We start from the raw sequence: 15,206 nt of genomic DNA on the forward strand, positions 1-15,206 counted from the left end.
GGTGCCGACCGTCGGATGCCGCCGGCGAGCCGGTGACATCCGGCGACCCGGCCGGCCCGCGGACGGGCCGGCCGGTGCGTCAGTCCTGTTTGCGGGAGTAGAACGGCAGGGCGGTGACGGTGAAGTCGTTCGCCTTGCCGCGGATGTCGACGCTCACCGCGGTGCCCGGCTCCGCGGCAGCGGAGTCGAGGTAGGCCAGCGCGATCGGGTGGCCGAGCGTCGGCGAGGGCTGGCCCGAGGTCACGGTCCCCACCTCGCTCCCGTCGACGGAGACGACGGCTCCGGCGCGGGCGGCGCGGCGCCCCTCGGAGGTGAGTCCGGCGAGCACGCGGGCGGGTTCCGTGCCGGCGAGCTGTTCGAGCGCGGCCCGGGCCCAGAACTCGCTCTTGTTCTTCAGCGCGGCGGTGACCATCCGGCCCAGGCCGGCGTCGATGGGCGTGGTCTGCCGGCTGAGCTCGTTGCCGTACAGCGGCATCCCGGCCTCGAGGCGCAGCGAATCGCGGGCGGCGAGCCCGGCGGGCACGAGGCCGTGGCCCTCCCCAGCGGCGGTGAGCGCCTCCCACAGGCTGACGGCCTGCGGGTTCGGCAGGTAGAGCTCGAAGCCGTCCTCCCCGGTGTAGCCGGTGCGGGCGAGCATGACGTCGATGCCGGACACGGTGAGCGGCGCCCACGCGTAGTACTTCAGGTCCTCGATGCCGGCTCGGGCACCGGCGTCGTCCTGGGTGGCGAGCAGGATCGCCTCGGCGGCCGGCCCCTGCACCGCGATGAGCGCGGTGTCGCCCGACTCGTCGCGGACCTCGAGGTCGACCGATCCCGCGTCCGCGGTGCCTGCGCTCCGGAACTGCTCGGCGCGCTCGGCGAGCGCGGCCGCGACGGCCGGGGTGTTCGAGGCGTTGGGCACGACGAGGTACTCCTCATCGGCCATCCGGTAGGTGATGAGGTCGTCGATGATGCCGGCGGACTCGTCGACGATGACGCCGTACTTCGCCTTGCCGACCTTCATCGTCGAGTACGTCGCGAGCAGCGCGAAGTCGAGGAACGCCGCGGCCTCCGCGCCGGTCACCCGCACCTCGCCCATGTGGGAGAGGTCGAAGATCCCGGCCGCGTCGCGCACCGCCCGGTGCTCGGCGAGCTCGGAGCCGTACTTGAGCGGCATGTCCCAGCCGCCGAAGTCGGTGAAGCTCGCCCCCAGGGCCGAGTGGACGGAATGGAGCGGGGTCTGCCGCGGGCCGGTCGGCTTCCCGGCCTGCTGCGTGGTGTCGGCACTCATCGCTGGTCTCCCTCGGTCTGCTGATCGGTGGCGGCGGAGCCGCCGGCCCTGCCGGCGACGTCGGTGCTGCCGCCCGCGTCGTCGACATCGGCCGGGCTGGTGGCGGGCTCACCCGCGGAGCCCTCCGTCGCGGGCGCCTCGGTCGCGGAACCCGAGTCCGCGGCACCGGCGGACCCGGCGGGCTCCTCGGCGGTCTCGAACGCCTCGGGCGGCGGGCACGAGCACACGAGGTTGCGGTCGCCGTAGGCCCCGTCGATGCGGCGCACCGGCGGGAAGTACTTCGTGAGCTCGAGGCCGCGCACCGGGAACACCGCCGTCCTCCGTGAGTACTCGGCGTCCCAGTCGTCCATGACGCAGGTGGCGGTGTGGGGGGCGTTCTTCAACGGTGACTGCTCGTAGGAGTAGTCGGTGCCGATCGCGTCGATCTCCGCGCGGATGGCGCGCATCGCGGTGATGAAGCGGTCGAGCTCGCCCTTGTCCTCGCTCTCGGTGGGCTCGACCATGAGGGTGCCGGCGACCGGGAAGGCGAGCGTGGGGGCGTGGAAGCCGTAGTCGATGAGCCGCTTGGCGACGTCCTCGGCGGTGACCCCGGTGCGCGCCGTGATGTCGCGCAGGTCGAGGATGCACTCGTGAGCGACGAGCCCGGTCGCCCCGGTGTAGAGCACCGGGAAGGAGTCGTCGAGCTCGCGGGCGAGGTAGTTCGCGCCGAGCAGCGCGGTCTTCGTCGCCTCGGTCAGCCCGTCGGGACCCATGAGCTTCAGGTACGCCCAGCTGATCGGCAGCACGCCGGCCGAGCCGTGGACCGAGGCGCTCACCGGCAGGTGCGCGGTGTCCGGGTCCCCGGCGACGAGCGCGGGGTCGGTGGGGTCGCCGGGCAGGAACGGGGCGAGGTGCTCGCGCACCGCCACCGGGCCCACCCCGGGGCCGCCGCCGCCGTGCGGGATGCAGAAGGTCTTATGGAGGTTGAGGTGGGAGACGTCGCCGCCGAATTTGCCCGGCTTCGCGAGGCCGAGCAGCGCGTTGAGGTTCGCGCCGTCGAGGTACACCTGGCCGCCGGCGTCGTGGATCTTCTCGCACACCGTGCGCACGTCGGCCTCGAACACGCCGTGCGTGGACGGGTAGGTGATCATGATGCCGGCGAGGGTGTCGCGGTGCTTCTCGATCTTCGCGTCGAGGTCGTCGAGGTCGATCGAGCCGTCCTCGGCGGTCTTGACGACGGCGACGTCGAGACCGGCGAGCACCGCGGAGGCGGCGTTCGTGCCGTGGGCGGAGGCCGGCACCAGGCACATGCGGCGCGCGGGCTCGCCGTTGGCGAGGTGGTAGCCGCGGATCGCGAGCAGGCCGGCGAGCTCGCCCTGCGAGCCGGCGTTCGGCTGCAGGGACACCCGGTCGTAGCCGGTGACCTCGACGAGCATGTCCTCGAGCTCGGCGATGAGCTCGCGCCAGCCGGCGGTCTGGGACTCCGGGGCGAAGGGGTGGATGGTGGCGAACTCGGGCCAGGTGATGGCCTCCATCTCCACCGCGGCGTTGAGCTTCATCGTGCACGAGCCGAGCGGGATCATCGTCCGGTCGAGCGCGAGGTCGCGGTCGGCGAGCGTGCGCAGGTAGCGCATCATCATCGTCTCCGAGCCGTGCGAGTTGAACACCGGGTGGGTGAGGAACTCCGAGGTCCGCACGAGCGGTTCGGGCAGCTGCGGGGCGGCGACGTGGCCGGGGCCGAAGGTGCCCTGACCGGCGGTGTCGAACTCCGCCTCGTCGATCCGACCCGGGGCGCCGAGCGCGGCGAGCAGGGCGTTGGCGTCGACGACGGTGTGGGGCTCGCCGAAGGACACGCTCACGTGGTCGGCGTCGAAGCGACGGATGTTGATGCCGGACGCCTCCGCGGCGGCGACGGCTGCCACCGGGTCCGGGACGGACAGCGTGACGGTGTCGAAGAAGGCCTCGGTGACGACCGCCGTGTCCGGCGCCGCGGCGACCTGCTGGGCGAAGGCGTGGGCGAGGCGGTGGATGCGCGAGGCGATCCGGGTCAGCCCGGTGGGGCCGTGGTAGACGGCGTACATCGCCGCGCACACGGCGAGCAGCGCCTGCGCGGTGCAGATGTTCGAGGTCGCCTTCTCGCGGCGGATGTGCTGCTCGCGGGTCTGCAGGGCGAGCCGGTACGCGGGCTTGCCGTCGGCGTCCTTGGACACGCCGACGAGCCGGCCGGGCAGCATCCGCTTGAGCTTCTCGGTCACCGCCATGAAGCCGGCGTGCGGCCCGCCGAAGAACAGCGGCACGCCGAAGCGCTGCGCGGAGCCGACGGCGATGTCCGCTCCCTGGGCGGCGGGCTCCTGCAGCAGGGTGAGGGCGAGGAGGTCGGCGGCGAAGGTCACCAGCGCGCCGCGCTCCTTCGCCCCGGTGACGGCGGCGTCGAAGGAGCGCACCGCGCCCGAGGTGCCGGGCTGGGCGCACACGATGCCGAACACGTCCTCGCCGGCGAGGCCCTGGGACAGGTCGGCGATCCGCACCTCGAAGTCCATTGCCCGGGCGCGGGCGCGGACGACGGCGATGGTCTGCGGGTGGGTCTCGGAGTCGAGGACGACGACCGAGCCCTTCTTGTTCGCCCGGCGCATGAGGAGGACCGCCTCGGCGACGGCGGTCGCCTCGTCGAGGAGGGAGGCGTTGGCGATGTCGAGGCCGGTGAGGTCCTGGACGACGTTCTGGAAGTTCAGCAGCGCCTCGAGCCGGCCCTGGCTGATCTCCGGCTGGTACGGGGTGTAGGCGGTGTACCAGGCGGGGTTCTCCACGACGTTGCGGCGGATCACGGCCGGGGTGATGGTGTCGGAGTAGCCCTGCCCGATCATCTGCACGCGGCGCACGTTCTTCGCCGCGATCTCTTTGAGGCGGGTGAGCACCTCGGCCTCGGTGAAGGCCGGGGCGAGCGCGAGCGGGCCGTCCTCGGTGATCGTGGCCGGCACGGCCTCGGCGGCGAGCGCCTCGAGAGAGTCGTATCCGATGGCCGCGAGCATCTCCTCGACCTGCGGGGCGCGCGGGCCGATGTGGCGGTCGGAGAAGGGGCGCACGGTGTCGCCGGCGGGGGCCGAGGTGTGGGCCAGGGTCGAGGTGCGGTCCAGGGAACCAGCAGTCATGGAAGTCCTCACGGTGGTGTGCACGTCGGGGAGACGGACACAGGGTCGGGCACGGTGGTCCTCCCCGTTCTGTCAGCACCTCGCGCCAGCGGTCTGCGGAGACCACGGCGCGGCTCTTCCAGAGTCGCCTGCACGCATCGGTACTGGGCCTGAGAGTTTCCCGGGGAGGGAATTGCACCTACGGCGCCGCGGTGGGCCTCGGACCGGGGCCGCGCGCCTGCTGCGCAGGGCGGGGATTCCGGATCATCGACCGCACGGCTCTCCCGACACGTGTCATCACGGCTTATTCAACTGTGGGGTCCATCATAGCGGCCCGGCCGGGCGGCCGGAAGGAGCTGCGGAGCACCGGCCGCCGCTGGGGAGCACCCGCTCAGCCGGCCGGGAGCGGACTGTGGTGGTATCGGCGGAGAGTAGGTGCATCGACGCCCCCACACTCGTGCATATCCCCCACACTCCGCAGCCGGCGGCCGGAAGGAGCTGCGGCCGGGGGGAACCGCGGGCGCGGTTCAGCGGCTGTGGGCGACCTGCCCGCCGACGACCGTCATGAGCGGCCGGGTGTCGCGCACCCGCGCGGCGTGTTCGAACAGTGCCTGCTCCGAGGCGGCCTCGCCGGTCATCCCGTCGTAGCCGTCCCCGCGCAGCAGATCGTGGTCGAGGACGAGGAAGTCCGCGGCCATCCCGGCGCTGATCCGACCGGTGCGCGTCTCCAGGCCGGCGGCGTAGGCCGCGCCCGCCGAGTGCGCCTCGATCGCGGCGTAGGCGCTGATCCGGCGCTCGGGCTGAAAGGTCGTGGCCGGGTCGCCGGAGATGTCGGCGCGGGTCATCGCGGCGTAGATCGCGGCGAAGGGATTCGCCGGCTCGACGGGCCCGTCGGAGCCGAACGCCACCGTCGCGCCGGCCGCGGCGAGATCGCCCCAGGCGTAGGCGGCCAGGGACTCGTCGGGCCGCAGCCGGTCGAGGAGGTGGAGGTCGGAGATGCAGTGGCGCGGCTGCATCGAGGCGACGACGCCGAGCTCGGCGAAGCGGGCGACATCGGCGGGCTGGATGAACTGGGCGTGCTCGATGCGGTGGCGGAACACCCGCCCGAAGCTCCGCTCGGCCCGCACGGTGCGCTCGGTGTTCGCGGCCAGGGCGGACAGCACGTGGTGGTTGGCCTGGTCGCCGATCGCGTGGATCGCCAGCGAGATCCCGCGGTCGAGCGCCTCGGCGATCTGGCCGCGGAGCACGTCCTCGGTGGCGATCTGGATGCCGTGGTTGGGCTCCTCGCCCGCGGCGTGCGGGAACGGCGAGGACATGTAGCTCGTGTGGGAGCCGAGCGCCCCGTCGGAGAACAGCTTGAGGCCGCCCTGGACGTACCAGTCGTCGCCGCGGCCGGTGCGCCAGCCGGTGCGCTTGGCCCAGTCGAACTCCTCGAGCCGCAGGTACTTGACGACGCGCAGCCGCTGCTCGCCGGCGGCGCGGAGCGCCTCCCAGGTCTCCCGGGAGGCCTGGCCGTCGATGTCGTGGAGGCCGGTGAGGCCTTCGGCGAGCCACGAGTCCTGCGCCTTCCGCAGCCGGTCGACTCGGACCTCGAGCGGGAGGACGGGGATGATGCGCTCGACGAGCGTCGCGGCGTCCTCGCGGAGGATGCCGGTGGGGCGGCCGTGCTCGTCGCGGACGATCTCCCCACCGCGCGGGCTCGGGGTGTCGTCGTGGATCCCGGCGGCGCGCAGGGCCGCGCCGTTGCACCACAGGGTGTGGTAGTCGATCGTCCAGAGCGCCACGGGCCGGTCGGGGAACGCCTCGTCGAGGAGGGTGCGGTCGGGCTGCTCCGGCCGGTCCCAGGTGTTGAAGTCCCAGCGGCCGCCGGTCACCCAGACGCCCTCGGGCAGGGTGCGGGCGTGGGCGCGGACCGCCTCGATCGCCTCGTGCTCGGAGCGGACCCGGCGGAGGTCGATGTCGGCGAGGGTGTCGGCGTACATCCCGGCGTGGAGGTGCGCGTCGACGAGACCGGGGATGATCGTGGTGCCGCGGCAGTCGATCTCCTCGACGCGCACCGTGTCGCTCGCGAGATCGCGCAGCTCGCGGACGCTGCCGACCGCGAGGATCTTCCCCTGCGATTCGAGGATCGCGCGTGCGGTGGGGTTCGCGGGGTCGAACGTCGCCACATCGGCGTGGGTGAAGAGACGCATGGGGCCAGTCTACGGTCGAGGGCGCCCCCAGCGGCAGAGGGCGGGCCGGGTGGGGCGAGCTGCGGGGCGAGAGCAGGCGCCGGCCGGCGGGGTGCCCAGTCGGGCGGGCGTACACTGCGGGGCATGACCTCCGACCCCCGCCTCCACGACTCCCCCGCAGCCCCGGCCCGAGGCGGGTGGGCGGCCCGTCCGGACACGCGCCTCGGCGCCGGGCTGCGGATCGTCCTGCCGGCGATCTGGCTCGGTCTGCTCATCGGCATCTCCCTGCTCGAGGCGCCGCTGAAGTTCCAGGCGCCGGGCATCACGATCCCGCTCGGCCTGGGGATCGGGAGGCTCGTGTTCACCGCGATGAACGCCGTCGAGGTCGTCCTCGCCCTCGTGCTCCTGTTCGCGACCCTGCGGGCCGGGGTCGGCACGGTGCAGCGCGGACTGACCTGGGCGCTCACCGCGGTGCTGCTCATCAAGGTCGCCGGCATCCGGCCGCTACTCAACCGGCGCACGGACATGGTGCTCGCCGGCGTCGACGACGGCGGCTCGTCCTGGCACTACCTCTACATCGCCGCCGACGGCCTCCTCATCGTCGGGCTCGCCGTACTCCTCGTCGTCGCGGTCCGCGCCTCGGTCCGCCCGCTCAGCGCGCCGGCCGATCGCACTCCTGAGCCGGTCTGAGGCGCGGTCCGGCAGGGCACCGGCCGGGTCGGGCCGTCATTCCACCGGCGACTCCCAGCGCACCTCGTCCGGGGTCTTGTCCGGGCGCAGCCCGCGCCAGATCGGCTGTCGCAGCCGCCCCTCGGATGTGCGGCCGGAGTGCGCGACCTCGCCGACGAGCTTCGCGCTCACCCACGTCGCATCGCGGGAGTCCGCCGCGGGGACATCGCCGACAGCCGGGGTCCTGCGCGTGATCCGGTCGAGCTGTGCGCGCAGGTCGGCGAGCTCGGCTTCGGCGAATCCGCTGCCGACGCGCCCCGCGTAGGCGAGCTCCCCGTCCTCGGGCACTGCGAGGAGCAGGGAGCCGAGGGTCGAGGAGCGGCTCCCCTTCCCCGCCCGGTATCCGATGACGACCGCCTCCTGGTGGGCGTCGTGCTTGATCTTGATCCAGCCGCGGGACCGCCGGCCGGGCAGGTAGCGGTCGTCCGTCCGCTTGGCGACGATCCCCTCGAGGCCGAGCTCACGACTGATGTCGATCGCGGCGTCGACCGGCACGCCGAGGGCGACGGGCACCTGGATGCGGTCGCTGCCCGACCGCCCGTCCCCGCCCAGCAGCTCCTCGAGGAGTGCGCGGCGTTCGGAGTACGGGCGGGTGAGCAGACTGCCGTGCTCCGGTGAGCGGAGGAGGTCGAAGACGAAGAGGTGGGCCGGGGTGTCCTCCATCGCCCGCTCGACATCGCGGGGACGGGTGAGCTTCCCGCGGGTCTGGAGCAGCCCGAAGCTCGGCCGGCTGCTGCTGTCGAGGGCGACGATCTCACCGTCGACCACCGTGCCGGCGGGCACGAGCTCGGCGAGCGCGGCGAGTTCGGGGAAGGTGGGGAGCAGGTCGACGCCGTTGCGGCTGCGGAGCTCGACCCCGTCCTCCCGGACCCCGGCGATCGCCCGATAGCCGTCCCACTTCCCCTCGAACGCCCATTCGTCGTCGGCGTCGAGATCCGCCGGCGATCCCGCCGTCGCGAGCATCGGGGCCGGGAGGTCGTCGGTGAAGGGTGCCGCGGCCGCCGGCTGGTCCTTCATCAGCTGCATGAGCCAGCTGTCGCCGTCGGTATGGACGAGGACGTAGCGTCGGGGCACTCCCCCGAGCCCGCCGTCCGGGCGCCCGTCGAGCACGGCGATGATCTCCTCGCCCGCCCGCCACTTCTCGATGGCGATCGTGCCCGAGTCCCAGATCGTCACCTCACCGGCGCCGTATTCCCCCTTCGGGATCCTCCCCTCGAAGCGCGCGTACTCGAGCGGGTGGTCCTCCGTCTGCACCGCCAGCCGGTTGACGCCCGGCTCCAGGGGCGGGCCCTTGGGCACCGCCCAGGACACGAGCACCCCGTCGCGCTCGTAGCGGGTGTCGAAGTGGAGGCGGCTGGCGTGGTGCTCCTGGATGACGAAGATCGGCTCGGTGCCCGCGGAGCCCGCCGTCCGCCCGGCTTCCTCCTCGCCCGTCCCCCTGGAGCCGCCCCGCGCGGACCCGTGCGGTGCGGCCTCCGGCACCGGCTCCGGCGTCCGGGCGGCGTCCCGTCTGGCCCGGTAGGCGTCCAGCGCATCGGCCGAGCCGTCCGCTCGCTGGCCCTGCCCGAGATCGGCCATCGGGTCGAGGCCGTCGGCCACCCGGTCCATCACCTGGCGGTGGTCGAGCTGCGCCAGGCCCGGGTCGTCGAGCTCGTCCCAGGTGCGCGGCGCGGCGACGAACGGACGGGCCCGGCCGCGCAGCGAGTAGGGGCAGACGGTGGTCTTGCTCGCATTGTTCTGGCTCCAGTCGACGAGCACCCTGCCGCGGCGCAGCGACTTCTTCATCCGGCTCACCACGAGGTCGGGGTGATCGGCCTCGAGGGACCGAGCGAGCTCGTGGGCCACCTCGGACACCTGCTCCGAGGTCGAGGCGCCGTCGAGCCCGGCGTAGAGGTGGATGCCCTTCGACCCGGAGGTCACCGGCACCGACTCGAGACCGAGGTCGGTGAGGATGTCCCGGCACAGGCGGGCGACCTCGGCGCACTCGGCGAGTCCGAGCCCCGGGCCCGGGTCGAGGTCGAGCACCAGCCGGTCGGGATTCTGCGGGACGCCGTCCGCGTCGAACCGCCATTGCGGGACGTGGATCTCGAGGGCCGCGACCTGCCCCAGCCAGGCGAGCACTGAGGGCCCGTCGATGAGCGGGTAGGTGTTCGTGTGGTCGGAGTGCTCGAGGTCCTCCCGCGGCACCCAGCCGGGGGCGGAGTCCTCGAGGTCCTTGCGGAAGAACGGTGCCCGGGGCTCGGCCTCGGTGCCGACCCCGTCCGGCCAGTGCTTGCGCGTGACGGGGCGCCCGGCCGCCTGCGGGACGAGCACCAGCGCGATGGTGCTGAGGTAGGTCAGGACTTCGGCCTTCGTGGTCCCCGCGGACGGGTAGAGCACCTTGTCGAGGTTGCTCAGCGTCAGCTGCCGGCCGTCGACCGTGACCTTCTGCCGCTTCGCCATCCGTCCTCCTCCGTCGGGCCGCGCGTCGGGTCCCGGGGGCGGCGGATTCAAGGGGCCTTGTGGTCGCTCGGGTACTCGCTAGGCTGATGGAACAGCATCCTAGTGCTCGTGCACGCGTCCTGACAGGGGTGGAACATGAGAGCGATCTGGTCCGGAACGGTGTCCTTCGGCCTCGTCAGCGTGCCGGTCAAGCTGTATTCGGCGACCGAGAGCCACGATATCGATCTCCATCAGGTCCATGACGCCGACGGCGGTCGGATCCGGTACCAGCGGCGCTGCGAGGTGTGCGGGAAGACGGTCGACTACGCGCACATCGACAAGGCCTACGACGACGGCGAGGACACCGTGGTGCTCTCCGACGAGGAGCTCGAGTCGCTGCCGGCGGAGGCGGACAAGGAGATCGAGGTCGTCCAGTTCGTCCCGGACGAGCAGATCGACCCGATGACCTTCGAGAAGAGCTACTACCTCGAGCCCGCCGCGAAGTCGGCGAAGGCCTACATCCTGCTCCGCCGGACGCTCGAGGAGACCGCACGGACCGCGGTGGTGACGTTCGCGCTGCGCTCGCGGACCCGGCTGGCGGCGCTGCGCGTGCGCGACGACGTCATCGTCCTGCAGACCATGCTGTGGGCCGACGAGGTGCGTGATGCGGACTTCGACGCCGCCTCGGCCGAGGTGAGGATCAGCAAGCGGGAGATGGAGATGTCGCGTGCGCTCGTCGAGCAGTTCTCCGAGGACTACGAGCCGGAGAGGTTCGTCGACGAGTACCAGGAGGAGCTGCGGACGCTCATCGACGAGAAGCTCGACCAGGGGGACGCGCTCGACACGGACGCGACCTTCGGCCGCACCGACGACGAGGACGGCGGAGACGGCGAGGGCGGCGGAGACGTCATCGACCTCATGGAGGCGCTCAAGCGCAGCGTCGAGAAGCGCCGCGGCTCGCAGACGGGCGGCTCGCAGACGGGCGGCTCACAGGCGGGCGGTTCCCAGGCGGGCACCGCGGGGTCGGGTGCGAGTGCGAAGGGCTCGAAGTCGGGCACCGCGAAGAAGGGCTCGAAGTCGAAGAAGAAGAGTTCGGACTCCGCGAAGACGAGCGCGAAGAAATCCCCGCAGAAGGGCTCGAAGTCGGGGAGGAAACCGGCCTCGAAGAAGAAACCGGCCTCGAAGAAGAAGTCATCCGGCGCGAAGTCCTCGAAGAGCGCGTCCGGGACGAAGACGTCGTCATCGGCGAAGACGTCGAAGGCCTCGACAGCGTCGAAGAAGTCGTCATCGTCGAAGAAGTCCGGCGGGAGGAAGAAGTCGGCCTGAGGCGCGCCGGACCCCGACCTCCACGGCCACTTCCAGTGTGGTCCTTCCGCTCCACGGCCACTCCAGTGCGGTTCTCCCGTTCCACGGCCACTTCCAGTGCGGTCCTTCCGCTCCACAGGCACTCCAGTGCGGTTCTCCCATTCCACGGCCGAACCAGTGCGGTTTCGGCACCGGATCCGCACTGCGGTGACCCCCGAACCGTCCCCCGCACCCAGGAGGCTCAGAAGTACACGCCGATCCGGCGGCCGTCGACCTCGATGATGCGGATGTCCATGTCGTAGATGTTCGCCAGGCACTCCGTCGTCATGATGTCGCAGGAGTTCCCGGCGGCCACGATCTTGCCGCGCTTCATCGCGATGATCGAGTCCGAGTAGGTCGAGGCGAAGTTGATGTCGTGGATGACGATGACGATCGTCTTCCCGAGGTCGTCCGCGGCCCGCCGGAGCAGGCGCATCATGTGCGCCGAGTGCTTCATGTCGAGGTTGTTGAGCGGCTCGTCGAGGAGCACGAACTCGGTGTCCTGCGCCATGACCATCGCGACGTAGGCACGCTGCCGCTGTCCGCCGGAGAGCTGGTCGATGAACCGGTTGCGGAGCCCGCCGAGGTCGAAGTACTGGATGTGGCGCTCGATCTCGAAGGTGTCCTCCGGGGTGAGCCGGCCCTTCGAGTACGGGTAGCGGCCGAACGCCACGAGGTCCTGCACCGTGAGGCGCATGGTCATGTGGTTCTCCTGGCGGAGGATCGCCAGGTGCCGGGCCAGCCGGTCGGAGGCGACGGTCGACACGTCCATCCCGGCCACGGTGATCGAGCCGGCGTCCGAGGGCAGCAGGCGCGCGATCATCGACAGCATGGTCGACTTGCCCGCCCCGTTGGCGCCGATGATCGAGGTGACGCCCCCGGCGGGGATCGACAGCGTGACGTCGTCGACGACCACCTGGTGGTCGTAGATCTTGGTGACGCCGGACAGTTCGATCATGTGGTGCCCTTTCTGCGCAGCAGCAGGCCGATGAACAGCAGGCCGCCGACGAACTCGATGATGACGCTGAGCGCGGTGGAGAATCCGAGCAGGTGCTCCATGACGAACTGGCCGCCGACGAGCGTGATGACGGTGACGCCGATGACGAACGGCAGCAGCACCGCGTGCCGGTACGACCCGGCGAGCTGGTACGCGAGGTGCGCGACGATGAGGCCGAGGAACGTCGAGGGCCCGACGAGCGCGGTCGAGGCGGCGATGAGCACGGAGACGAGGAACAGCACCCAGACGGTGACCCGCTGGTGGCGCACGCCGAGGTTGATCGCGGTGTCGCGACCCAGGCCCATGACGTCGAGCGGGTTGCGCAGCAGCCACAGACCGGCGCACGCCACGGCGACGATGATCCCGGCCACCGGCACGATCTCGGCCTGGATGGAGTTGAAGCTCGCGAAGAAGGTGTCCTGGAGCACCTGGTACTCGTTGGGGTCCATGATGCGCTGGAGGAAGAGGGAGATCGACCGGAACAGGGTCGAGAGCACGATTCCGACGAGGAGCACGACCTGCAGGGACCGCCGGGCGCCGACGAGCAGCCAGGTGTAGAGCAGCATGCAGACGATGACCATCGCGATCATCTCCGCGAAGAAGCGTCCGGTGACGTTCCACAGAGCCAGTGCGGTCGAGCCGACGGCAAAGGTCAGCGCGGTCTGGATGAGCATGAACAGCGCGTCGAAGCCCATGATCGACGGGGTGAGGATCCGGTTGCCGGTGACCGTCTGGAAGGCGACCGAGGCGGTGCCGACGGCGGCCCCCACGATGACCATGCCGATGACCGCCGTGGTGCGCCGTTCGACGATGTACTCGAAGGCGCCGCGGATGTCCCAGAACACGAACGCGAAGCACAGCACGGCGGCGACGATGAGGACGACGGCCAGGCGCATGCCGGCGGGCATCGACTGCCGGGTGCGCCGCTCGGGCTCGGGGGTCTCGATGACGCCCAGGGCTGCGGGTTCAGTACTCACGCTTCGACCCCCAGAGGAGCAGGAACAGGAACAGGCCCGAGCCGAGGACGCCCATGGTCAGGCCGATCGGGATCTCGGCGGGGAAGATGATGATGCGCCCGACGACGTCGCACAGGAGCACGAGGCCGGCGCCGAGCACCGCGACCCAGGGCACGCCGCGCCGGACGTTGTCGCCGAACAGCAGCGTGACGAGGTTCGGCACGATGAGCCCGAGGAAGGGGATCGCACCGACGGTGACGACGACGACCGCGGTGACGAGGGCGACGATCGTCAGCCCGATCGCCATGATCTTCCCGTAGCTCATGCCGAGGCTCGTGGTGAAGTCCTGGCCGAGGCCGACGACGGTGAAGCGGTCGGCGGCGATGTAGGCGATGAGCGTGAGGATGCCGACGATCCACAGCAGCTCGTAGCGGCCCTTGAGGACGGCGGAGAAGTCGCCGGTGGTCCAGGCGTTGAGGGTCTGCAGGAGGTTCGAGCCGTAGGCGATGAAGGTCGAGATCGAGGCGATGACGCCGCCGAGCATGAGCCCGATGAGGGGGACGAAGAGGGTGTTGCGCAGCGGCAGCCGGGTGAGGATGAGGAGGAACAGCCCGGTGCCGAGCAGCGCCATCACGGACCCGGCGCTCATCTTGAGGAAGATCGAGGCGTTCGGGACCGCGAGGGTGATGAGGAGGAGTCCGAGGCTGGCGGACTCGACGGTGCCCGCGGTCGAGGGCTCGACGAACTTGTTGCGTGCCATCATCTGCATGATGAGGCCGGCGACGGCGAGCGCGGTGCCGGCGAGGATGAGGGAGACGGTGCGCGGGATGCGCGAGATGGCGAACACCTCGGCGGCCTTGTCCTGCCCGCTCAGCAGATCGGAGAGGGAGAACTCCGCGACACCGATGAAGAGGGACACGGCCGCGAGGGCGAGCACTCCCAGCACCGCTCCGATGAGCGTGATGGTGGAGAGTGCCCGCCCTCGCTTCTGCGTCTCGCAGAAAAGAGGCTCGGCGCTACGCACTGATCAGGCTGACTGCACTTCTTCGGCCATGTCGGACAGCGCCTGCGGTCCGGTGACACCGATGATGTACCAGGTCATGGGATCGAGGTAGATGATCCGGTCGTTCTGCGCGGCCTTCGTCTGCTTCACCAGGTCGTTGTCGAGGACCTGCTCGGCCGGCTGCGCACCCTCGGTGCCCTTGGCGGCATCGGTGTCGACGACGAAGATCGTCTCCGGGTCGGCCTCGGACACGAACTCGAAGCTCACGGTCTGGCCGTGGGTGGACTCCTCGATGTTCTCGTCCGCCGGGGTGAACCCGAAGGTCGTGTGGATGATGCCGAACCGCGAGCCCGGCCCGAAGGCGCTGATCTTGCCGCCGCCGGAGGACAGGACGAGGGTGGAGCCGGCATCACCGGCTGCGCTCTTCGCGTCCTCGATGTCGGCCTTGACCTCCTCGACCTCCTCGGTCGCGGCGTCCTCGGCCTGGAAGATCTCACCGAGCATGCTGAGGTTGCGGTCGAGCTCCTCGACGGGGTCCTCGGTCGGGTCTGCCATGACCTGGATGGTCGGGGCGATCTTCTCGAGCTCGGGGATAACCTCGGCGGTGCGGCCGCCGGCGACGATGAGGTCGGGGCCGATCTCGCTGATCGCGTCGAAGTCGGGCTCCTTGAGGGAGCCGACCTGCGGGATGTCGCCGTCCTGGTAGTCGGCGAGGTCCTCGGGCACCTTGCCCTTGGCGACACCGGCGACGGCGTCGCCCTCGTCGAGGGCGTCGATCGCGTCGAGCGCGGCCATGTCGAGGACGACGACCTTCTGCGGGTCCTGGGTCACGGTGGTCTCGCCCGCCGGGTGGGTGACGGTGATCTCGGCTCCCGCGGAGCCTCCTTCGGACCCGCCGGCGGAGGCCGTCTGCGGGGAGCCGCAGCCGGCCATGACGAGGGAAGCGGCGGCGAGGGCGCCGAGCACGCCGTATCGAGTGGAGAGCATGATGTCCTTTGAATCGGTCGGTACACGGAAGAATGCTGACGGGCACGCAGGGCGTCCCGGGCGGGATCGCGGCCTCGGGCCCGAATGGTCAGCACCGACGATCCGCGTCTCGACGGTTCCCGGGGCGCCGCGCCGAGTGCGGCGATCGAAAATTACGCAAGATTCCTCTGTGCTTACCGAGGTAAGCCTACCCTTACCCCCGGCAATATGCCAAGCGAAGT

At 71.0% G+C, this 15,206-nt stretch carries 10 protein-coding genes and 1 riboswitch; of the genes, 2 read left to right on the forward strand and 8 right to left on the reverse strand.

Annotated elements, in window-relative coordinates; all coding sequences use genetic code 11:
• Positions 1–79 precede the first annotated feature (79 nt).
• The 3 genes from gcvT to ABD883_RS05725 all read right to left on the reverse strand — a co-directional run bounded on the left by gcvT (position 80) and on the right by ABD883_RS05725 (position 6,569).
• On the reverse strand, positions 80–1,270 hold the full coding sequence (gcvT, locus tag ABD883_RS05715) for a glycine cleavage system aminomethyltransferase GcvT (RefSeq protein WP_265808996.1): 1,191 nt from the start codon (positions 1,268–1,270) through the stop codon (positions 80–82).
• Positions 1,267–4,398 (reverse strand): aminomethyl-transferring glycine dehydrogenase, encoded by a 3,132-nt coding sequence (gene gcvP / locus ABD883_RS05720; RefSeq protein ID WP_295690795.1) that lies wholly within the window; start codon positions 4,396–4,398, stop codon positions 1,267–1,269. The genes gcvT and gcvP overlap by 4 nt, the downstream gene beginning before the upstream one ends.
• A gap of 128 nt (positions 4,399–4,526) precedes the next feature.
• Positions 4,527–4,674: riboswitch (glycine riboswitch) on the reverse strand.
• Between the two features lie 230 nt (positions 4,675–4,904).
• Entirely contained in the window at positions 4,905–6,569 is a 1,665-nt protein-coding gene (locus tag ABD883_RS05725) for an amidohydrolase (RefSeq protein ID WP_295690793.1), read from the reverse strand.
• Between the two features lie 123 nt (positions 6,570–6,692).
• Here ABD883_RS05725 and ABD883_RS05730 point away from each other — a divergent pair, with 123 nt between their 5' ends.
• A complete protein-coding gene (locus ABD883_RS05730) occupies positions 6,693–7,238 on the forward strand; it encodes a hypothetical protein (RefSeq protein WP_295689197.1) in 546 nt (181 codons plus the stop codon).
• Between the two features lie 36 nt (positions 7,239–7,274).
• Here ABD883_RS05730 and ABD883_RS05735 read toward each other — a convergent pair whose 3' ends face one another.
• Positions 7,275–9,719: an ATP-dependent DNA ligase gene (locus ABD883_RS05735; protein ID WP_295689199.1), complete on the reverse strand. Its 2,445-nt coding sequence runs from the start codon at positions 9,717–9,719 to the stop codon at positions 7,275–7,277.
• 135 nt (positions 9,720–9,854) lie between these two features.
• Between ABD883_RS05735 and ku the strand changes: the two genes are divergently transcribed.
• The gene (gene ku / locus ABD883_RS05740) at positions 9,855–11,024 is read left to right on the forward strand and encodes a non-homologous end joining protein Ku (protein ID WP_295689201.1); all 1,170 of its coding nucleotides are present in this window, start codon (positions 9,855–9,857) and stop codon (positions 11,022–11,024) included.
• 220 nt (positions 11,025–11,244) lie between these two features.
• Here ku and ABD883_RS05745 read toward each other — a convergent pair whose 3' ends face one another.
• From ABD883_RS05745 to ABD883_RS05760, 4 genes are all read right to left on the reverse strand, one after another.
• Entirely contained in the window at positions 11,245–12,000 is a 756-nt protein-coding gene (locus tag ABD883_RS05745) for an iron ABC transporter ATP-binding protein (RefSeq protein WP_295689203.1), read from the reverse strand.
• Positions 11,997–13,016, reverse strand: coding sequence for an iron chelate uptake ABC transporter family permease subunit (locus ABD883_RS05750; protein ID WP_247618404.1), 1,020 nt, complete (start codon positions 13,014–13,016; stop codon positions 11,997–11,999). The genes ABD883_RS05745 and ABD883_RS05750 overlap by 4 nt, the downstream gene beginning before the upstream one ends.
• Positions 13,006–13,932 (reverse strand): ABC transporter permease, encoded by a 927-nt coding sequence (locus ABD883_RS05755; protein ID WP_247618403.1) that lies wholly within the window; start codon positions 13,930–13,932, stop codon positions 13,006–13,008. The genes ABD883_RS05750 and ABD883_RS05755 overlap by 11 nt, the downstream gene beginning before the upstream one ends.
• Before the next feature lie 90 nt (positions 13,933–14,022).
• A complete protein-coding gene (locus tag ABD883_RS05760; RefSeq protein WP_247618402.1) occupies positions 14,023–14,985 on the reverse strand; it encodes a siderophore ABC transporter substrate-binding protein in 963 nt (320 codons plus the stop codon).
• Positions 14,986–15,206: the final 221 nt, after the last annotated feature.

This window comes from Brevibacterium pityocampae (assembly GCF_039541555.1).
Classification (GTDB): Bacteria; Actinomycetota; Actinomycetes; order Actinomycetales; family Brevibacteriaceae; genus Brevibacterium; species Brevibacterium pityocampae.